The sequence below is a fragment of the Paraplanobispora takensis genome (assembly GCF_016863195.1).
GTDB classification, from domain to species: domain Bacteria; phylum Actinomycetota; class Actinomycetes; order Streptosporangiales; family Streptosporangiaceae; genus Planobispora; species Planobispora takensis.
This window is the reverse complement of sequence record NZ_BOOK01000010.1, coordinates 85952-106880: the sequence shown is the minus strand read 5'-3', so window position 1 is coordinate 106880 and position 20929 is coordinate 85952. Positions and strand designations below refer to the sequence as shown.

The following is a 20929-nucleotide window of genomic DNA, read 5'->3' as shown; positions in this document are numbered from 1 at the left end:
CCGTTCATATTTATGCGCGAGTTCCGTAACTGGGCGGGCAACCAGTCCGTCACGCCCTCCGAGATCCGTACCCCCTCCTCGGTGGAGGAGGTCGTGCGGGCCGTACGGGACGCCTCGGCGTCCGGGCGGCGGGTGCGCATGACCGGCACCGGGCACTCGTTCACCGGCGTCGCGCTGACCGACGGCCTGCTGCTGCGGCCGCACGGGCTGACCGGGATCCTGGAGACCGGCGACGGCTGGGTGAGGGCGGCGGCGGGGACCCCGCTGCGGGTGCTCAACGAGGAACTGCACCGGATGGGCCTGGCCCTGGCGAACATGGGCGACATCACCGACCAGACGCTGGCCGGCGCCATCCAGACCGGCACCCACGGGACCGGCCGGGACGTCGGCGGGCTGGCCGACCAGGTGCTCGCGCTGGAGCTGGTGCTCGCCGACGGCGAGGTCGTCACCGCCCGCGCGGACGACACCGGTGAAGGGCGCGACCTGTTCGACGCCGCCCGGGTGGGCCTGGGCGCGCTGGGCGTGCTGACGGCGGTGACCTTCCGGGTCGAGCCGTCGTTCCTGCTGCGCAGCACCCGGGAACCGATGGCGCTGAGCGCGATCCTCGACTCGCTCGACGAGATCACCTCCAAGAACGAGCACCTGGACTTCTTCTGGCTGCCGCACACCGACACCTGCCTGGCCAAGCGCAACAACCGCAGCCAGGGGCCGGCGAACCCGCCGAGCGCGTTCAAGCACTGGCTGGACAACAGGTTCCTGGAGAACACCCTGTTCGGCGTGCTGTGCGCGGCGGGCGCACGCCTGCCCGGCGCGATCCCCCGGCTCAACGCGGTCTCCGCGGCGGCGCTGTCGGCGTCCACGCACACGGACCTCTCCTACAAGGTCTTCACCAGCGTGCGGGAGGTGCGGTTCCTGGAGATGGAGTACGCCGTCCCGCGCCGCCATCTCGCCCAGGCCCTGCGCGAGACCCGCGACCTGGTGGAGCGGCGGGACTGGAAGATCACCTTCCCGGTCGAGGTACGGGTCACCCCGGCCTCCGACGCCTGGCTGTCCACCGCCTACGACCGGGAGACGGCCTACGTCGCCTGCCACATCTACCGGCCCACGCCCAATCCCGCCTACTTCGAGGGCGTCGAGGAGATCATGACGCGGCTCGGCGGCCGCCCGCACTGGGGCAAGATGCACACCCGGGACGCCGCCTATCTGAGCACGGTCTATCCGCGCTTCGCCGACTTCCTGGCGCTGCGCGACCGGCTGGATCCGGGGCGTCTGTTCTCCAACGCCTATCTGGAGACCGTTCTGGGTCCCTGAGCCGCCACCCGATTCCGGGCAGGGCGGGGACGGCGCGCCCGGAACTCGGCACGACCGGAACTCGGCACGACCGGAACTGGGCGTGCCGGTAAAAGGGCGCGCCAAGGCTCCGGCGAAGAATGGCGCTCCCGCGTGTCCGGGGGTTCCCGCACCGTCTTTCCCGGGCACATTCACAGGGCCTCGCCCACCCCGAACCCCGAGGGAGCCCCCTGTAAATGATCTTCTCCTGCCGTCCGGATCCGCCGTATCCCGGCTCTTCGCCCAAGTGCACGGCGGCGCGACGGGTTATTCGGAAGAATCCCCGGGGAACGTCGGACCTGCTAGTCCATATTCGTGACCGATAAGGGATGAAAGACGTAAATGTGACGCGCGTCACATCGTCGCTAGCCCCCTCCGGGAAGGCGATGTTCGGACATGCCGGGTACGGTGCTGGCAGGCAACCGGCACACGCGAGAGACTCAAGGGTCCGGGGGAAGAATGAGCACGACGACGAAGGGACTCGCATGCAGGAGCTCCGACTCGTCGCGGTGAGCGAGGACGGGACCTATCTCGTGCTGGCGACAGCCGGCCGGGGGACCCGGTTCACGCTGCCCGTCGACGACCGGCTCCGTGCTGCCGTCCGCGGCAACTTCTCCCGTCTCGGCCAGTACGAGATCGAAGTGGAGAGTCCGTTGCGCCCGAAGGAGATCCAGGCTCGCATCCGTGCAGGCGAGACCGCGGAGGAGATCGCCGCGACGGCGGGCATCCCGGTCGAGCGCGTGCGGTGGTTCGAGGGTCCCGTCCTCCAGGAACGCGAGTACATGGCCCAGCAGGCACAGCGCTGCGCCGTACGGCTGCCCGGCGAGTCCTCCCCCGGTCCGACCCTCGGCGATCTCGTCGCCGAGCGGCTGACCCGGCGCGGCGTGCCCGCCGACGAGATCGACTGGGACTCCGCCAAGCGCGACGACAACCTGTGGCGGATCAAGCTCGGCTTCATGTGGAACGGTCACACGCGCAACGCCGAATGGCTCTTCGACCCGCGCCGCCGCCACATCACCCCGCACGACGACGAGGCCATGCGCCTGTCGGCGAGCGAATACGTCGATCCGGTCGAGGACAACACGGTCACGCCGTTCGTGCCGCGCGCGGCCAAGCTCGCCCCGGTGCCGCCGCTGGGATCCGAGCCGCTGAGCCAGCCGCCGGTGTCCTTCCCCACGGTCATACGGCAGGAGCCCGCGGCCCCGGCCCGGCCCGCCTACCAGCAGCCCGAGCCGCCCGCACCCTACTTCCGGCCCGACGCGCCCGTGGCCTCCGAGCTGCCCGCGGCGCCGGAGCCCCCCGCCGCCGGCACGGGCCGCGCCGCGCCCGAACTGCCCGCCCCGGGTGCCGGCCGCGCCGCCGCGGAGCTGCCCAAGGCCGCCCCGGAAGCGCCCAGGTCCTACGAGCGTCCGCCGATGCCTCCGCTGCCGGAGGGGTTCGAGGGCCCGTCCATCCCCTCGGTGCCGCCGCTGCGCGCCCCCGACCCGTCCGCCCCGGAGCCTTTCAGGCCATCGGCCAGGGCGGTCTCCGCGGAGACCCCTGAGACGCCCGTCAGGGCCACGGAGCCCGCTCCGGGGCCGATCGGGGCACCCGAGCCCGCCTTCCGGCCCTCCGAGCCCGTGAAGCCCCCCTCCGAGCCCGCGCGGACGGACACCGACGCCACGGCCGCCGCGTCCACCACGGCCGCATCCGCCGACCCGGCGAACGTCTCCCGCACCCCGGCCGAGCAGGTGTCCGCCACGGGGACGCCGTCCGGCCGGGGCACGGCCCCCGCCGGCATCACGGTGCCCGCGCCCACCGCCCCGGCGGAAGGGACCGGCCAGGTCGCCGCCTCCGGCCCCGGGCCCGCGGCGGAGACGGCGAGCGACCGCGCGCCCGAGGTGCACAGCGGGTCCCGCCCCACCGCCGAGAGCGCGTCTCATCCCGCCGCCGCCGAGGTGCGGAGCGGTGATGTCCGCACGCCCGGGCCCGATCCCGCCGCCGAGATACGGACCGGCGACGCCCGCGCGTCCGAGGCGGAGAGCGGATCCCCTCCCACCGCCGAGAGCGCGTCTCGCCCCGCCGCCGAGGCGCGGGCCGGCGACGCCCGCGCGTCCGAGGCGGAGAGCGGGTCCCGTCCCTCTGCCGAGATGCGGACCGGTGACGTGCGCGTGCCCGAGACCGGGCCCGATCCCGCCGCGACGGCGGGGCCGGACGCGGGTGACGGCGCGCGGACCGGCACCGGCGCCCACACCGCTCCCAAGGCCGACGAGGAGACCGCGTCCGGTCGCGAGCCCGCCGCCGGCCCCGCTCCGGAGGCCGAGCCCGCCGCCGACTCGTCGATCGCGGTGCCCGCGGCCCGGGTGAGCGTGGACAAGCTGAACGGCAAGCCCTCGGAGGGTGGCACGGCGCCGGTGGAGCCCGCGCAGGAGACGCGCACGGGCAAGCCCGCCGAGCCCCCCGCGGCCGAGCAGCCTCCCGCCGCGCCCGCGGAGCCCCCGGCCCCCGCACCGGTGCCCAAGCCCACGCCCGCACGTCCGGCGAAGAAGTCCCGAGGCCGCCGCGCCTCCGTACCGACCTGGGACGAGATCATGTTCGGCGCCCGCCGCCCCGACTGACCGCGCCCGGGCCGACCGCCCAACCTCGCACGCGCCCCACGACGGCCGCCACCGGCACCACCGGCGGTCCCGCCGTGGGGCGCTCGGCATTCGGCCGGAGGTCGCCCCGGCCCCCGCCCGGAGGCGTCCGACCGGCCGCCGGCGGCGCTCAGCCGTTCGATCGGTTACTGGATCGGTCACTGACGGCGCTCAGCCGTTCGATCGGCCGCCGGTGGCGTTCAATCAGAGGTCGCCGACGGCCGTCCGGAGACCTCCGGCGACTCGGCGGTTCCGGCCGGGGCGGAGGCGATGAACGGGACGAGCCAGTCGGGGGTGACCTCGGCGATGAAGTCGACGCCCTGGGTCTCCCCCATGTCCAGGGCGGCGTAGCCGCCGGTGCCCGCACCCACTCCCGCGGTCACGGTCAGCAGCCCGGCCTTGCGCTGGAACCAGGTCTGGCTGAGTGACCAGCCGACCACGGCACGCCGTTCCACCACCGCCTGGGACCGGCGCAGCGACCCGGACCTGACCGACAGGCGGGAGCCGTCGTAGGTGTGCCCGAGCGAACGGTAGCGGTCGAGGCCGAGCGGCACGCCCAGCGCCGCCAGGACCAGGGCCGGCACCGCGAGCGCCCACCAGAACCCGGACCAGGTCACGGCCGCCGCCGTCGCGCACGCGGCGACCACCAGCCACGGGAAGATCGCCCTGAACAGTCTGCGCCTGCGCGCCGCCGGGGGGTGGGGCCGCAGGCTCGTCGTGATCGGGCCGATCGCCTCCCCCACCACCTCCAGCGCCACCTCGCGCGGCACCACCGGCAGCAGCTGGCCGCGGGTCTGCGAGTCACCGAGCCCGGTGACGATCGCCCACGCCCTGGCCATGCCCGTCCTGCGCTCGGCCGGGCCCTCGACCAGCTCGAACCCGCGTACCCTGCGGCGCTCCAGCGAGACGCTCCTGCGGTTGACCAGGCCGCGGTCCGCCACGAGATAGCCCTCGCGCGCCCGCAGGGTGAAGTCCCAGTTGAACACCGAGTACATCACCACGCCGACGACCGGCATGGCCAGCAGCAACAGGACGAAGCCCGCGGCCAGCAGGAGGGGGTGCTCCCACAGCCACTCCCCCGCGTCCCACATGATCCGCCGGTCGATGTTGAGCTCTTCGCCCCACTGGAACGCGGCGCCCACGGCACCGGCCATCAGCGCGAACGGGGTGAGCAGGTACGCTCCCGACAGCGGACCGTAGGTGAGCCACTTGCGCGGCACCACGAGGAACACGCGCTCGGGGGTCCTCTCGCCGACCTCGTGACGGACTTCGGCGGGTCCCGCGGTGCCGGGCGCCATCCCGGCCGGGACGCTCACGCCGGGGCCGCCGAACGGGACGTCCGCACCTCCCGCGCCGGAGCCGCCGGCGGCCGGGGTCCCCGAGCCTCCCCCGCCGGGACCGCCGGGGGCACCGGCGCCCGGGATCCCGGCACCGCCCGTTCCGGGAACACCGGTCACCGGGACGCCCGGGCCGTACGCGCCCGGAGCGCCGGTCATCGGAACGTCCGGTGTGTACGCGCCGGGAGCACCGGCCACCGCGCCGCCCGCCGTACCGTGCCCGGTGGCCTCCGTGACGCCCCCCTGCGCCGCCGCGGCGCGCCGGGCCATGCGGGCCCGGGCGTGCCACAGCAGTACGGCCTGGAGCCGCTCGGCCTCGGCCACGGTCACGCCGTCGAGCTCGCCCTCCTGCTTCTCGGAGCCGCCCGCGCCGGTGTCGACCCTCAGTACGGCGATGCCGAGCAGGCGGTGCAACGGCGGCATGCTGACGTCGACGCCGCGTACCCGCTCCAGCGGGATCGTCCGTACCGACCGGCTGATCAGCGCCCGGGTGAGCTCCAGCCGGTCGCCGACGACCTGGTAGGTGAAGGTCGCCCAGCGCACGGCGGAGTAGACGACGGAGCCCACGACGCCGAACGCCGCCCACGCGAACGAGCCGGGCGAGAAGCCGCCGATGAACAGGACGCCGACCAGCGGCAGGAAGAGAGAGGGCAGCATCCGGATCGGATAGGTCAGCAGCACCTTCGGGCTGAGCCGCAACGCCGGTACGGCCGGCACGCCGTACGGCCCCGGGGCGGACGGCCCGAGACCGGGGACCCCGGGAACGATCGGCCCGGGGGCGGGCACGCCGGGGCCGGGTGGCCCCGCTTGGGACGACCCGGGACGGACCGGCTCGGAGGCGGACCGGCCGGAATGGGCCGATCCGGGGGCGGACGGCTCGGAGTGGACCGGCCCGGAGTGGACCGGCCCGGAGACGGACGGTTCCGGATGGACCGGCTCGGAGCGGACCGGCTCGGGGGCGGAGGGGTCGATCACGTCGCGTCGTCCCTCAGTTCTTCGGCCCGGCGGGCCAGTTCGGCGGCGAGTCCCGCGGCCACCTCGTAGTCGAGGCCCTTGATCGTGGACGATCCCGCGTGGGAGGCCGTACGGATCTCCACCGTGGCCAGGCCGAACATCCGCTCGAACCAGCCCTGCGCCTTGTCCACGGTCTGGATCCGGCTCACGGGCACGAAGACCCAGTCCCGGCTGATCCAGCCCGACCGCGCGTAGACCACGTCGCCGGTGAGCTCCCAGCGGTGCGTCGCGTAGCGCCACAGCGACTCGGTGACCGTCAGGCCGAGCAGGACGATCCCCGTCAGCCACGGCAGGAGATCGATGTTGCCGGCCACCCAGCCGGGCAGCCACGAGTCGTCGCCGGCTCCGCCGGCCAGCCAGGAGGCGTTACCGACCCAACCGGCCAGAAGGTACGCGACGAGGGTCAGGATCGCCGTCCAGATCACCCCTTGCAGCAGCCACAGGCCGATGGCCCGGCGGGACACCGGGTGGGCCGGGTCGCGCAGGGGGACGCCCTCGGTCCGCCCGGCCGGACGAAGGTGTTCGCCCACTCGGCCGCCTCTGCGCGTTCCGTCTGCTACGTCCCTTTTCGCGCCACTTTGGTCGTCCACACCATCAGCCTAAACGGTCATGTTCCGGCGGATGGGAGGGCCGTGTCAGCCATATGTCAGCGGCCCCGTCCCCCCGTCAGCGCGCGGTCGGAAAAGTGTCAGTGGGGCTCGCCATGCTGAAGGAACGAGCCGACGAAGGAGAAACGAATCATGCGGTATGCCATCCAGGCGGAAGGCTTGGCCAAGCGCTACGGGGAGACCCGGGCGCTCGACGGAGTCGACCTCGCGGTGCCGCAGGGGCGCCTCCTCGGCGTTCTGGGGCCGAACGGCGCGGGCAAGACCACCGCCGTGCGGATCCTGGCGACCCTGCTGCGCCCGGACGAGGGCCGGGCCGCGGTCGGCGGCTTCGACGTGACGAAGGACGCCCACCGGGTGCGCTCGCTCATCGGTCTCACCGGGCAGTACGCCGCGGTGGACGAGATGCTCACCGGCGTCGAGAACCTCATGATGATCGGCCGCCTGCTCGGCATGTCGAGGGCCGACTCCCGGCGCAGGGCGGAGGAGCTGCTGGCGAGGTTCGACCTGTCGGAGGCCGGCGGGCGGGCCACCAAGACCTACTCGGGCGGCATGCGCCGCCGTCTGGACCTGGCGGCGAGCCTGGTCGGGCGGCCGCAGGTGCTGTTCCTCGACGAGCCCACCACCGGCCTCGACCCCCGGAGCCGCACGGAGCTGTGGAGCGTCGTGCGCGGCCTGATGGCCGACGGGGTGACGGTCCTGCTCACCACCCAGTACCTCGAGGAGGCCGACCAGCTCGCCGACGACATCGTGGTCTTCGACCACGGCAAGGTGATCGCCTCGGGAACCTCCGACGAGCTGAAGGCGACCACCGGCGCGCAGATCCTGGAGGTCCGCCCGCTGGAGGCCGCCCACCTCGACCTGGTCGCGCAGGTCGTCACCGACGTCATCGGCGAGACCCCCGACCTGGACGGCGGCAGGGTCACGGTGTCCGTCCACGACCCGGCGGCCGTTCCCGCGGTCGTCCGCCGGCTCGACGACCTGGGCGTGGTCGCGACCGAGCTGGCGCTGCGCAAGTCCAGCCTCGACGAGGTGTTCCTGGCCCTGACCGGCCACCGGGCCGAGGAGCCCGCCGGGGAGAAGGAAGAGGTCTTCGCATGACGACGATGACGACGGCGGCCACGACGGCGATGCCGGCCGCCGGCAGGCACGTCACCCCGCTGGCCACGCTCAGGCAGACCATGACGCTCTCCTGGCGCAGCCTCGTGCAGGTCAAGCACAACCCCTGGGAGCTGCTCGACCTGAGCATCCAGCCCATCATGTTCCTGCTGCTGTTCACCTACGTGTTCGGCGGCGCGATCTCCGGGTCGACGGGTGACTATCTGCAGTTCGCGCTGCCCGGGCTCCTGGTGCAGAACGCCCTGTTCTACACGCTGTCCACCGCGATCGGCCTGAACACCGACATCACCAAGGGCGTCTTCGACCGGCTGCGGAGCCTGCCCATCGCCCGCACCGCGCCGCTGTCCGGGCGGATCATCGCCGACACCGTCAAGCAGGTGTGGGCCTTCGCCCTGCTCGTCGGCTTCGGCATGATCCTGGGCTTCCGGGTCGAGACCAGCGTCGCCGGCCTGCTGGGCGCCCTGGCGCTGCTGGTGGTGGTCGCCCTGGCGATGTCGTGGATGTCGGTGCTGATCGGCCTGAAGGCCTCCAGCCCGGAGAAGGTGCAGATGATCGCCTTCTCGACGATGATGCCGCTGACGTTCACCAGTAGCGCGCTGGTGCCGTCGCAGACCTTCCCGGGCTGGCTGGAGGCCTGGTCCGACATCAACCCGGTCACCCATCTGGCCGATGCCATCCGCGGCCTGATGATCGGCGGTGAGGTCGCGACGCCCACGATGGTCTCCCTGCTCTGGGCGGCCGGATTCGCCGTGGTCTTCGCCCCCCTGGCGATCCGCGCCTTCCGTAACCGCGTATGAACCGCATATGAGCGCCCATGAGCCGTGCAACGTATGAGCCGCAGATAAGGGCGCGACTCCGCGGGCCCGCCGTGGCATGATCCCTCAGATGCGTCCGCGGGGGGCGCGTCCGGGGCGGGCAGGTCGGCGAGAGGCGGGGTGGTCGCGTGCTGGTGGTCCACGGTGCGTGGGTGGACGGCAGGCTGGGGCTCTGGGCGGAGGACACCGCCCGGGGCCCCGTTCCCGTCTCCCGTGCCGCCTCGCGCCCCCACCCCTTCGCGGCCCCCGCCCACCTCCTCGGCGCCGCCCTGTTCCCGACCGGCGACACCCCGATCATCCCCTCACCGGCCGCCGACGGCCCCGCCACCGTCCCGCCCGCCGTCGGCAACCGCCCGGCCGCTTCCCCGGCGGCCGCCCTCTCGACGGCCGCCGGAGCAGGTCGGGCGGCCGAGCTGGTCCTTCTCCTGCCGGGGTCCGCGAAGGGCCCGTCACCGTCGCCCGAGTCGGGGCTCTCCACCACGGCGAGGAAGCCCAGGATCACCCCCTGGCGCGTCCCCGCCCTCCTGCTTCCCCCGGCCGAGGCCCTGCGCCTCCTCGACGAGGTCCTGACGCTCCAGCCGGGCGACGGCACGGCCGATCCCGGTCTTCCGGCCTCTCCCGGCGATCTCTTCGGCGGGCTCGGACGGGCGCCCCGGTGGATCCCGGGCCTGTCGCTGCGCTACCTCGCCGTCGTGGCCGAACACGCCCGTTCCCTGGTACGGCGGGGCCGGATCCTGCCCCAGCTCACTGTCGAGTACGGCGTGCACGCCGCCCGCTGGCGGCCGGTGCTGACCGGGGACGACCGGGCCGCCTTCGGTGCCCTCGCCGCCGCGATGCCGCCGGTCTGCCGTGCCGTGGGCGAGGAGCGGCCGTCCGCGGAGGTGCTTCGCGAGGCCCTGGACGGGCTGGCGGACGGCGCGGCGCGGTCGTCGCTGCCGGATCGCCTGATCACCGGACCCCGGCCGGGTCCGAAGACGGCGCTGTCCGACCGCTGGCTGCACGCGCTGACCGGTGAGGACGCCTCGCTCCCCGGGGCGAAGCCGGCCGAGGCGGCGGAGCTGGGCCGGGCCCTGGACGGGTGGTTCGCCGCCGCTCACGAGCTGGACGGCCCGGTCCGCGCCTGCTTCCGGCTCATCGAGCCGGCCGGGGACGACGACCTGTGGAAGGTGGAGTTCGGCCTGGCGCCGTCCGGTGCCCTCCTCACAAGACCGTACGGATCTGAGGCGGGGACCCGCCCCCGGCCCGCCCCGTCCGATGGCGCCACCTCCGGAGCGCAAGGGACGGGCTCCGGAACCCGCCCCCGGCCCGCCCCCTCCGGAGCGCGAGGGACGGATTCCGGAACCCGTCGTCGGCCCGTCTCATCCGGCGTCTCCGCCTCCCGGTCGCAGGCCGCGGAGACGGAGGTCCCGTACCTGTCCGCCGATCGAATCCGTTCCGGGGAACGGGCGGCGTGGTTGCCCGAGCATGCGCCGGAGCTCCTGCGCGCCGAGCTCGGGCGTGCCGTACGGCTCCACCCCGACCTGCACCTCGCGCTGCGCGATCCGGAGCCCTCCGGATTGGCGGTGGAGCCGGCCTGGGCGTTCTCTTTCCTGCGCCACGGCGCCCCCGTGCTGCGGGCCGCCGGGTACGGCGTGCTGCTGCCCGCCTGGGCCGGGCGTCAGGGTCTGGGGCTCAAGCTGACCGCCCGCATGACCGGTGACGATCCGGGAGCCGGGCTGGAGGGCCCGGTGAACGTCCGGGTCGAGGTGGCCGTCGGCGATCACACGATCGGCGAGGAGGAGCTGGCCGAGCTGGCCGCCCGCCGGATTCCCCTGGTCCGGATCGGGGACCGGTGGGTCGAGCTCGACGACGCCCAGCTCAAGGCCGCCATGCGGGTCGTCGGACGGCGGCGCGGCGGCGAGACGACCGTGGGACAGGTGATCCGGGAGGTCGTGGAGGGCGGTGAGGAGGAGCTGCCGCTGGTCGGCGTGGACGCCGACGGTTTCCTCGGCGCCCTGTTCTCCGGTGAGCCGGACCGCCGTCTCACTCCCGTCGCCACCCCGGACGCCTTCCGGGGCACCCTCCGCCCCTACCAGGAGCGCGGCCTGTCATGGCTGAGCTTCCTGTCGCGGCTCGGCCTCGGCGGCGTGCTGGCCGACGACATGGGCCTGGGCAAGACGGCGCAGACGCTGTCCCTGCTGCTCGCCGAACGGACGGCGGGCGGGCCGCCGCCGACGCTGCTCGTCTGCCCGATGTCGCTGATCGGCAACTGGCGCAAGGAGGCCGCCAGGTTCGCTCCCTCGCTGCGGGTCCATGTCCACCACGGCGGGGGCCGCAGGCGCGGGGAGGAGCTGGCGGCGGCCGTACGGGAGGCCGATCTGGTCATCACCACCTACGGCACGGCGCTGCGGGACCTCGGGGCGCTGGCCGGGCTGGAGTGGGACCGGGTCGTCTGCGACGAGGCCCAGGCGATCAAGAACAGCGCGGCGCTGCAGTCGCGGGCGGTGCGGTCGATCCCGGCCCGGACCCGGCTGGCGCTGACCGGCACGCCGGTCGAGAACCACCTCGCCGAACTCTGGTCGATCATGGAGTTCTGCAACCCCGGCCTGCTCGGCCCGGCCAGGCGCTTCCACCTGCGCTATCGCGAGCCGATCGAGACCAGGGGCGACGAGGACGCCGCCCGGGCGCTGAAGCGGGCCACCGGGCCGTTCGTGCTGCGGCGCCTCAAGACCGACCGGTCGATCATCTCCGACCTGCCCGAGAAGCTGGAGATGAAGGTCTGGTGCACGCTCACCCCCGAGCAGGCGGAGCTGTACAAGGCGGTGGTCGACGACATGCTCGGAAAGATCGACGGCAGCGAGGGCATCGAACGGCGCGGCAACGTCATGGCGACGATGACCCGGCTCAAGCAGATCTGCAACCACCCCGCCCACCTGCTCAAGGACGGTTCTCCCCTGGCCGGGCGGTCGGGGAAGCTGGCCCGGCTGGAGGAGATCGCCGCGGAGGTCGTCGAGGAGGGCGACAAAGCCCTGGTGTTCACCCAGTACACCGAGTTCGGCTCCCTGCTCGCGCCCTACCTCGCCGCCCACCTGGACCGGCCGGTGCTGTGGCTGCACGGAGGGCTGTCCGGGAGGAGACGCGAGGCCCTGGTCGAACGCTTCCAGAACGACGACGAGCCCATGCTGTTCCTGCTGTCGCTGAAGGCCGCCGGGACCGGGCTCAACCTGACCGCCGCCAACCATGTGATCCACGTGGACCGGTGGTGGAACCCGGCGGTGGAGCAGCAGGCGACCGACCGGGCGTTCCGGATCGGCCAGACCAGGAACGTGCAGGTCAGGAAGTTCATCTGCGTGGACACCCTGGAAGAGCGGATCGACGAGATGATCGAGAGAAAGAGGGCGCTCGCCGAGAGCGTGGTCGGCACGGGCGAGGACTGGATCACCGGTCTGTCCACCGAACGGCTCCGCGAACTGTTCGCTCTGGGCCCCGGAGCGGTGAGCTGACATGGGGCGGGAACCGTACGCCGGGATGGGGTGGGAGCGGTGAGCCGGGACGGGACGCGGGAGAAGCAGGAGCCGGTGAGGCACGAGGAGGGTCCGACCCCGGAGGCCGGGGCGCACGAGGAGAGTCCGACCCCGGAGGCCGGGGCGCAGGATCCGCCGTTCGAGGACCGGCTGGGCGACTTCTACTCCCCCGCCGTCTCACTGAGCGGCCTGCGCCCCCGCGCGGGAGGCGCCGGGGCCCCCGCCGACCTGCTGCTGCGCGCGGTGGAGCCGCCCCAGGTCAAAGTGCGCCACATCCCGCTGGTCGACCTGCTGAGAAGGCCCTACCGGGAACTGTCCGGAGGCTGACCCCGACCGGCGCACCGGCCCCCGGCCCCGGTCAGCCGGTCAGCCGGTCAGCCGGTCAGCCGGTCAGCCGGTCAGCCGGTCAGCCGGTCAGCCGGTCAGAGAGACGATCTCCTCGCGCGGGAGGGTACGGCCGTGCTCGTAGGAGCGCCGGAAGTCCTGCTCTCCCAGGGCGGTCCTCGCGCGTTCGGTGATCCGGACGTGGTCGAAGTCGATCACCGACTCGATGCCGCGGATCGTCGCGGCCCCGCCGAGCAGGACCGCCGCCCTGGCGGGGTCGGCCTCGGAGAGCGCCAGGCCCGCGAGACCGATCAGCACCATGCCGAGCACCCAGGAGTCCGAGGAGGTCAGGGCCTCCCGCAGCGCGGCGTCCAGGAGCCGCCGGGCCCGGACGAGGTCGCCCTCCTGCTCGGCCAGCAGGCCCAGCGAGGCGTCCGTCAGCGCTCTGACCTGGACCGGCATGCTGGCCTCCTCGTCCACCACCTGCAGGGCGCGGGCGTAGTGGCTCTTGGCCTCGATGAGACTCCCGCCCTCGCGGGCGAAGTCCCCCCGCGCGAGCAGCAGGGTCACCGCGGCCACGCGGTCCCCGCCCCTGAGGGCGTCGTGCAGGGACTCCTCCAGCAGCCGGCCGGCGGTCGCCCGTTCTCCCAGCAGGTTGAGCCCGACGGCGAGCCTGCCGCGCATGTAGGCGACCTCGTCGGCCGAGCCCGCCTCCTCCAGGACGGCGATGGCCTCGCGGACCTTCTCCACTCCCCTCTCCGGCTCGCCGCGCACGAAGTCCACCTCCGACAGGGCGGCCAGCGCGTTGCCCACGCCCCAGCGCTCCCCGATCGCCCGGAACCCGGCCAGGCAGGTCGCGAACTCCTTCTCCGAGACGTCGATCCGGCCCGCGGTGAGGTGCTCGTACCCGTGGAACAGGTGTCCCAGGGCCGCCACCCAGGGATCGGGGTGGGAGAACATGTCCTCCAGGTAACGGCTGTCCCCGCGGGGGAGCCCCTGGAAGACCGCGACGACCGGGCCCGTGATCACGACCATGGGATGCCAGGGAGGCGTGAGCTCCTCGCGGGCCAGCCGGATCGCCTCGGTCAGCTCGCTCAGCGCCCTGTCCAGCTCGATCCCGGCGCCCATCGCGTTGGTGCCGTAGGCCGCCCTGGCCAGGGCCAGCGGCTCGGCGGCGGCCTCTCCGTCCACCAGGTCGAGGACCTCGCGGGCGCGCTGGGCGCCCTCGACGCGGTGACCGCGCAGCCACCAGTACCAGCCCAGGGCGCCGACCAGGCGCAGCGCCAGGTCCAGCCGCCCGGCCTCGGTCGTCCGGCGCAGCGCCGCCGAGAGGTTGTCGTGCTCGCGGGACATCTCGGCGATGCGCACCGGCTGCCGGTGGTCGCGGAGCCCGGGGTCGGCGGCCTCGGCCAGGCCGGTGAAGAACTCCGCGTGCGCCAGCCGTACCCGGTCCCGCTCCCCCGATTCGGCCAGCCGTTCGGCGGCGTAGGCGCGGATGGTCTCCAGCATCCGGTAGCGCGCGGCGGTGTCGTGGTCGACGACCGCCAGCAGGGACTTGTCCACCAGCCGGGCCAGGACGTCGAACACCTCGGCCCGCTCCAGGCCCGCCCCGTGGCAGACCCGCTCGGCCGCCTCCAGGGTGACGCCGCCGGTGAAGACGGACAGGCGCCTCGCGAGCGCGCGCTCCTGCCCGTCCAGCAGGTCCCAGCTCCACTCCACCACCGCGCGGAGCGTCTGGTGGCGGGGCAGCGCCGTACGGCTGCCGCCGGTCAGCAGCCGGAACCGGTCGTCGAGACGGTCGGCGATCTGGCCGGCCGACAGCGACCGGAGCCGGGCGGCGGCCAGCTCGATGGCCAGCGGCATCCCGTCGAGCTCCCGGCAGATCCGCACCACCGCGCCCGCCTCCGCGCCGGGCAGGTAGCCGGGGCGGACGGCCGCGGCGCGCTCGGCGAACAGGCGGACGGCGGGATAGTCCAGAGCCCCGTCCTCCTGCCCGTCGGGGGGCAGCTCCAGCGGCGGCACCGGCCAGGTCAGCTCTCCGGTGATCGCCAGGGGTTCGCGGCCGGTGGCCAGGACGCGCACCCCGGGGCAGCCGGCCAGCAGCCGGTCGGCGAGCGCGGCCGCCGCCTCGACCAGGTGCTCGCAGTTGTCCATGATGATCAGCAGCCGCTTCCCCTTCAGGGCCGCGACCAGGCGGGAGACCAGATCGCGGGCGTCCTGCAGGGGAAGGGCGCCGGGCGGGGGTACCGGGGAGCCGTCACGCAGCTCCAGCGCCGAGAACACCGCCTGCGGCACCTGCGACGGCTCGGCCACCGGGGCGAGCTCGACCATCCACACCCCGTCGGGCATCCTCCCGGCGACCGCGTCCGCGCACTCGACCGCCAGCCGGGTCTTGCCCGCGCCGCCGGGCCCGGTCAGCGTGACCAGGCGGTGCTCGGCCAGCAGGTCCGCCAGCCGGGCCACGTCCCGTTCCCTGCCCACGAAGCTGGTCAGCCTCGCCCGCAGGTTGCCGGGCCGCGCGGGCCGGTCGCGCTCTCCGGGCGACCCGCTCCCGCCGGAAGACCCGCTGCGTTCGGAGGCTCCGGTCATTCCGGAAGAGCCGCCGGGCGTCCCGGGCCGGGTACGGCCCTGCGGCGTGACACGGCCCTCGGACCACTCGTGGCGCAGCATGGACAGGTGGAGCCCGGCCAGCGCGGGCGAGGGGTCCGCGCCCAGCTCCTCGGCGAAGGCGGCGCGGGCCTCCTCGAAGGCGGCCAGCGCCTCGACCCGGCGGCCCGAGCCGTACAGCGCGCGCATGAGCTGGCCGCGCAGCCGTTCCCGCAGCGGGTGGGCCGCGACCAGGGCGGGCAGCTCGGCGGCCGCCTCGGCGGCGCGGCCGAGCAGCAGGTCGGCCTCGATCCGGTCCTCCAGGGCGGCCAGGCGGAGGGTCTCCAGCCGGGTGACGGCGGCGGTGACGTCCTCGTCCGCGGACAGGCCGGCCAGGGCCGGGCCGCGCCAGAGATCGAGCGCGGCCCGCAGGACGGCGGCCGCCTGGGCCGCGGAGCCCGCGGCGAGCGCGTCCCGGCCCTCGGCCGCCAGCCGGGCGAAGCGGTGGGCGTCCACCAGGTCGGGGGCGACGGCCAGCCGGTAGCCGGCGGGGACGGCCTCGACCAGGCCCCGCAGATCGCCCAGGGACGCGCGGAGCCGGGACACCAGGGCCTGCAGGGCGTTGCCCGCCGCGACCGGCGGGCGGTCCCCCCACACCCCGGCGACCAGCCGGTCGACCGGTACGGGCCTGCCCGCGTCGAGGAGCAGCAGGGCCAGGAGCGTACGGAGCCGTTGACCGGCGATCTCCACCTTCTCGCCACGGCGGTGGATCTCCAGAGGGCCGAGGACGGTGAAACTCGTCTCCGTGTCCAAGCTCACCCCGCCCATTCCTCGATTCTGTCCGGTTGATGGCTATTGTCGTGCCATGGAACCTGGAGATCGGGTCGGCGCACCTTCCAGATCCGCGTAGCATCATCGGGCATGGGGCACTCGAACACGTCCAGTCGCCCGCGACGCACCGCCGCAGCGGTGGCGGCCGCGGCGCTCTTCGTGCTCTCCTCAGGGTGCGGGATGGTGGGCAACGCGGCCTCGGCCGAGCGTCTCCAGCTGGAGCCGCTCAGCGTCACGAGCCCCGCGTTGCGCGACGGCGGCGCCCTGCCCTCCGACTATTCCTGCAAGGGATCGGCCGGAAACCCGCCGCTGCGCTGGTCACGGGTGCCGGATGCCGCACGGTCGGTCGCCATCGTGGCCGACAACAACAACGCCCGTACCGGTGCCGAAGTCCACTGGGTGGTGTTCGACATCGACCATCGCACGAACGAGCTGGCCGAGGGCACGATTCCCGTGGGAGCCGTGGAGGGCAGCACGACGAACGGCAAAGTGGGCTATACGCCTCCGTGCCGCTTCCAGGAGAACTATCGTTTCACTGTCTACGCGCTCAAAGAGAAGGTTGACCTCGGCAAGGGTGCCCCCCTCTCCGAGACTCTCAAGAGCATCGCGGACAAAACGATCGCCTGGGGACGGCTGACCGCGACACACATCGAGTGACAAGGTAAACACCGGAGGTAGTAATGGTTACCAATTCTTCACTTAGGGTGTGACAACGCTCATAGTGGTCCGACACAATCAGATCCAATGTCCGAGCGCAGGTGATCACAGGGGGCAGGTCGCGTCGATGGCCGCGCGACCTCACCGGCGCCGCTGGGAGGCCATGGCCTTGAAGGTGGTGCAATGACCGCGGTCGTAGTAAGCCTGGTCGCCGTCGTGCTCCTCGTGCTCGTCGTCGTGGCACTGGGGATGCGGTCGATGAACCGCAGGGAGAGCGCGCTCCCCGCCGAGCGGCTGCGAGAGATGGCCGAGAAGGAGGCGTCGACGCCTACCCGGTCCACCGACGAGTTCGCCGCCAGGGAACCCAAGATGGACCATTTCACTCCCGACCTCTCGCCGTTCGACGAACCCAAGCCGCGTGCGCCGCGGCCCTCGGGCGCCCGCGGCAAGCGCGGCGTCAACGAGTTCGGCGAGCCGGACGACTACGACGACGACTACTGGACCCGGCTCCAGGCCGACGAGGGCGGCTTCGGCGGTTCCCTCGGGGCCAAGATGGGCGCCAGCCGTCCCGTCGACGAGCGGCCCCAGGTCGACGCCGACGCGGTGACCGTGCAGGCCCCGCTGCCGCACAGGCCGCAGCCGTCCCGTCCCGTCCCGCCTCCCACCCCCTCGCCCGAGCCCTCCCCGGCCGTGGCCTCCATGCCCTCGGGCCTGGCCGACCTGGTCGGTCCCGTCCAGCCCGTCCCCGCCCCCACCTCCGCGGCGCTGGCCGAGCAGAAGACCGTCACCTTCGCCGCGCCCACCCCCGGCGCCTACACCGACCGCCCGTCGCGGCCCACCCGCCGGGGCAGCCGCGCCGCGGCGAGCACCCCGGGCGGCACGGGCACCGGCGGCGGCCGTCCCACCCCGCCGATCGACCCGCTCAACGACCCCCTGGGCGCCCCCTACCCGCGCGACACCGGTTCCCCCACCGGCCCGATCGCCGCGTCCTCCCCCGCCTCCACCGGCCCGATCGCCGCCTCCGCTCCCTCCGGGGGCTCGGTCCCCGCGCGCGGCTCGGTCACTCCCAGCGGCCCGACGCCCTCGCGCGGCCCGGTCTCCGGCGGATCCTCCATGCCCCCCATGGGACCCACGACCAGCGGCGGCTTCCCCGCCTCGTCCCCGGCCTCCGACCCGCTGACGGCGCCGTACGGCTCCGCGCCCGAGTCCGTCTCGGACAACCCGTGGGCGCGGGCCACCGCCCCCGGCTCCGGCGGCTGGCAGGCCGCGAACACGGCCGACATCCTGGACGACCCCGCGCCGTCCTACAGCTCCTACCAGAACCCGGTCTACGACCCCCCGCCGGTCAGCTCCTACGAGGCCAACTCCAGCTACGAGGTGAGCTCCGGCTGGGCCACCATCGAGGACGACGTGCTCACCGGCCCGTCCCCCGCGGTCTCGACCCCGACGACCCCCTCCCGGGCCGTCGCCCCGAACGAGAGCCGTCCCTCCTCCGGTTCCACCGGCGGCTACGGCTACGAGGCCGGCTCCTACGTCTCACCCGCGACGCCGGCCTCCCCGGCGGCCTGGCCGGAGCCCGCTCCCGGCCCCGCCTCCGGCAACGGCTCCAACTGGCCGAGCTACGGCGACCTCTACGGCCCGGGGTCCGACGTCACCGCCTCCGACGGGCGCAGCCACGCGGGCTCCCGGGGCGGCCACCACCGGAATCAGGAACCGGACTATCCCGACTATTACCGCTGATTTCCCCCGCGCTTCGTAAAGTACGGCGTCGGCTCCCCGGACAACGGAGGGCCGGCGCCGTACTGTCTGCCCATGGCGATCGACACGAAGAGTAACGGATCAGTAACTCTACGTAGCATCACGACTGTGCTCCGGCATGATCTCCCCGCCTCCCTGGTGGTCTTCCTGGTGGCGGTGCCGCTCTCGCTGGGCATCGCCGCCGCCTCGGGGGCGCCCCTGATGGCCGGGCTCGTCGCCGGCGTGGTGGGCGGCGTCGTGGCGGGGGCCATGGGAGGCTCGGTCGTCCAGGTCAGCGGCCCGGCGGCGGGGCTTGCGCTGGTGGTCGCCGACCTCGTCACCCGGTACGGCTGGCCGGCCACCTGCATGATCACGCTGCTGGCCGGCGGCCTGCAGGTGATGCTGGGGGTCCTGCGGGTCGCCCGTACGGCCCTGGCCGTCTCCCCCGCCGTGGTGCACGGCATGCTCGCCGGGGTCGGCGTGGTGATCGCCCTGTCGCAGGCGCACGTGGTCCTCGGCGGCAGCCCGCGCGCCTCGGCGCTGGAGAACATCGCCGGGCTGCCCGGACAGATCGCGCGCGAGCACGGGGAGGCCGTCCTGGCCGGCCTGCTGACGCTGGCGGTCCTGATCGTCTGGCCGCGGCTGCCGCAGCGGGTGCGCTCCGTGCCGGCGCCGCTGGCGGCCCTGTTCTCCGCGGCGGCGGCCGCCGCCCTCCTGGAGTGGGAGGTCACCCGGATCGACCTGCCGGCGAGCCTGAGCCAGTGGTCCGCCCCGGCGTGGCCGCAGGGCGACTGGCACGGGATCGCCGGGGCGGTGGTGCTCGTCGCCCTGCTCGCCGGGGTGGAGTCCCTGCTGTGCTCGGTGGCCACCGACAAGCTCCACGACGGCGAGCGCACCGACCTGGACAGGGAGCTCACCGCCCAGGGGGCGGCCAACATCGTGACCGGCGCGCTGGGCGGGCTGCCCGTGGCGGGGGTCATCGTGCGCAGCACCGCCAACGTCCGGGCGGGGGCGCGCAGCCGCTGGTCCACGGTCCTGCACGGCGGATGGATCCTGCTGTTCGCCGTCGGCCTGGGCTGGACGGTCGCCTTCGTCCCCATGGAGGCGCTGGCCGCGCTGCTGGTCTTCATCGGCCTGCAGATGGTCAACGTCGGGCACGTGCGCAACCTGCACGGCCACCGTGAGGTGCCGGTCTACGTCGTCACCCTGGCCGGTGTGGTGCTGCTCGGCCTGGCCGAGGGCGTGCTGGCCGGTCTCGGCCTCGCCGCGCTGCTGGCGCTGCGCCGCCTCACCGGGGTGACCGTGCAGGCCCGGCCGGAGCCCGGCGGCCGCCGCTGGCACGTCCTGATCGACGGCTCGCTGACCTTCCTTGGGGTGCCGCGGCTCACCGCGGAGCTGCGCGCCGTACCGGCCGGCACCGAGGTCGACCTGGAGCTGAACATCGACTTCATGGACAACGCGGCCTTCGAGGCCGTCCACGCCTGGCGGCAGGAGCACGAGCGCGGCGGCGGGACCGTGCACGTCGACGAGCTCCACGACGAGTGGTACACCATGGCCGCCAGCGGCGCCCGCCTGTTCCCGGCCAAGACCCCGCTGCGGATCCCGGACCGCTGGTGGCTGCCGTGGTCCCACCGGCGGCGCCGCGGGCGGGCGGCGGACCTCCCGGCGCCGGTCCGGCACCCGGCGGAGGCCGCGCCCGACGACCTGATGGCCGGGGCCCGGGAGTTCCACCGGCGTACGGCCCCGCTGATCCGTCCCGTGCTGCACGGCATGGCCCGCGTGCAGCAGCCCTCGCACCTGTTCATCACCTGCGCGGACTCGCGGGTCGTGCCGAACCTCATCACCGCCAGCGGCCCGGGCGACCTGTTCACCGTGCGCAACATCGGCAACCTCGTCCCGCGCCGCGGCATGACCCCCGCCGACGACTCGGTCACCGCCGCGATCGAGTACGCCACCGGCGTCCTCGGCGTGCGGACCATCACCGTCTGCGGCCACTCCGGGTGCGGCGCCATGGCCGCGCTGCTCGGCGGGAGGGCCACCGGGGAACTGCCCGGCCTCGATCGGTGGCTGCGCCACGGCGGCCCCAGCCTGGCCAGATTCGTCGCCGACGGCGTGGGTGAGACAGGCCGTGCGGACGGCGGCGGGGACGGTCTCGGGACGGGTGAGGGCTGCGGGGACGACGGGCACGCAGGCGGGGGCTGCGAGGACGGCGGGCCGCTCGACCGGCTCTGCCGGCTCAACGTGATCCAGCAGCTCGACAACCTGCGGACCCATCCGCGGATCGACCGGCTCGTGCGGGCCGGAGAGCTGGAACTGGTCGGCCTCTACTTCGACATCGGCACCGCCCGTGTCCACATGCTCGACCGGACCGCAGTCCCCGCTGTGGCCTCCACTGCGGCTCCCACTGCGGCTCCCACTGCGGCTCCCACTGCGGCGCCCTGACCCCGCCCCCGGTCG

General features: G+C 74.0%; 12 protein-coding genes. 9 read left to right on the top strand and 3 right to left on the bottom strand.

What is annotated here, in order from left to right; genetic code table 11:
* The first annotated feature begins 12 nt into the window (after nt 1-12).
* Nucleotides 13-1311 carry a D-arabinono-1,4-lactone oxidase gene (locus tag Pta02_RS08050; protein WP_203874060.1) on the top strand — a complete coding sequence of 433 codons (1299 nt, stop codon included), beginning with the start codon at nt 13-15 and terminating at the stop codon, nt 1309-1311.
* A 503-nt stretch (nt 1312-1814) separates the two neighbouring features.
* Complete coding sequence (gene sepH / locus Pta02_RS08045; RefSeq protein ID WP_203874059.1) at nt 1815-3926, top strand: septation protein SepH; 2112 nt, start codon at nt 1815-1817, stop codon at nt 3924-3926.
* A gap of 218 nt (nt 3927-4144) precedes the next feature.
* Here sepH and Pta02_RS08040 read toward each other — a convergent pair whose 3' ends face one another.
* Both Pta02_RS08040 and Pta02_RS08035 read right to left on the bottom strand, forming a co-directional pair.
* Nucleotides 4145-6256, bottom strand: a complete 2112-nt coding sequence (locus Pta02_RS08040) for a PH domain-containing protein (protein ID WP_203874058.1) — start codon at nt 6254-6256, stop codon at nt 4145-4147.
* Nucleotides 6253-6825: a PH domain-containing protein gene (locus tag Pta02_RS08035; RefSeq protein ID WP_239129882.1), complete on the bottom strand. Its 573-nt coding sequence runs from the start codon at nt 6823-6825 to the stop codon at nt 6253-6255. Before Pta02_RS08035 ends, Pta02_RS08040 begins: the two co-directional genes overlap by 4 nt.
* A 210-nt stretch (nt 6826-7035) precedes the next feature.
* On the opposite strand from Pta02_RS08035, the gene Pta02_RS08030 reads away from it, so the two are divergent.
* The 4 genes from Pta02_RS08030 (at nt 7036) to Pta02_RS08015 (ending at nt 12664) form a co-directional block, all read left to right on the top strand.
* Nucleotides 7036-8001 carry an ATP-binding cassette domain-containing protein gene (locus Pta02_RS08030; protein WP_203874057.1) on the top strand — a complete coding sequence of 322 codons (966 nt, stop codon included), beginning with the start codon at nt 7036-7038 and terminating at the stop codon, nt 7999-8001.
* A complete protein-coding gene (locus Pta02_RS08025) occupies nt 7998-8816 on the top strand; it encodes an ABC transporter permease (protein WP_239129873.1) in 819 nt (272 codons plus the stop codon). The genes Pta02_RS08030 and Pta02_RS08025 overlap by 4 nt, the downstream gene beginning before the upstream one ends.
* Before the next feature lie 146 nt (nt 8817-8962).
* On the top strand, nt 8963-12316 hold the full coding sequence (locus Pta02_RS41095) for a DEAD/DEAH box helicase (RefSeq protein WP_239129872.1): 3354 nt from the start codon (nt 8963-8965) through the stop codon (nt 12314-12316).
* Nucleotides 12317-12391: 75 nt separating this feature from the next.
* Nucleotides 12392-12664 (top strand): hypothetical protein, encoded by a 273-nt coding sequence (locus Pta02_RS08015; RefSeq protein ID WP_203874056.1) that lies wholly within the window; start codon nt 12392-12394, stop codon nt 12662-12664.
* Between the two features lie 87 nt (nt 12665-12751).
* Here Pta02_RS08015 and Pta02_RS08010 read toward each other — a convergent pair whose 3' ends face one another.
* A complete protein-coding gene (locus tag Pta02_RS08010) occupies nt 12752-16066 on the bottom strand; it encodes an AfsR/SARP family transcriptional regulator (protein WP_203874055.1) in 3315 nt (1104 codons plus the stop codon).
* A 102-nt stretch (nt 16067-16168) separates the two neighbouring features.
* Here Pta02_RS08010 and Pta02_RS08005 point away from each other — a divergent pair, with 102 nt between their 5' ends.
* The 3 genes from Pta02_RS08005 (at nt 16169) to Pta02_RS07995 (ending at nt 20914) form a co-directional block, all read left to right on the top strand.
* Nucleotides 16169-16735, top strand: coding sequence for a YbhB/YbcL family Raf kinase inhibitor-like protein (locus Pta02_RS08005; RefSeq protein WP_203874054.1), 567 nt, complete (start codon nt 16169-16171; stop codon nt 16733-16735).
* Nucleotides 16736-16918: 183 nt separating this feature from the next.
* The gene (locus Pta02_RS08000; protein ID WP_203874053.1) at nt 16919-18475 is read left to right on the top strand and encodes a hypothetical protein; all 1557 of its coding nucleotides are present in this window, start codon (nt 16919-16921) and stop codon (nt 18473-18475) included.
* Nucleotides 18476-18547: 72 nt separating this feature from the next.
* Complete coding sequence (locus Pta02_RS07995; RefSeq protein ID WP_203874052.1) at nt 18548-20914, top strand: SulP family inorganic anion transporter; 2367 nt, start codon at nt 18548-18550, stop codon at nt 20912-20914.
* Nucleotides 20915-20929: the final 15 nt, after the last annotated feature.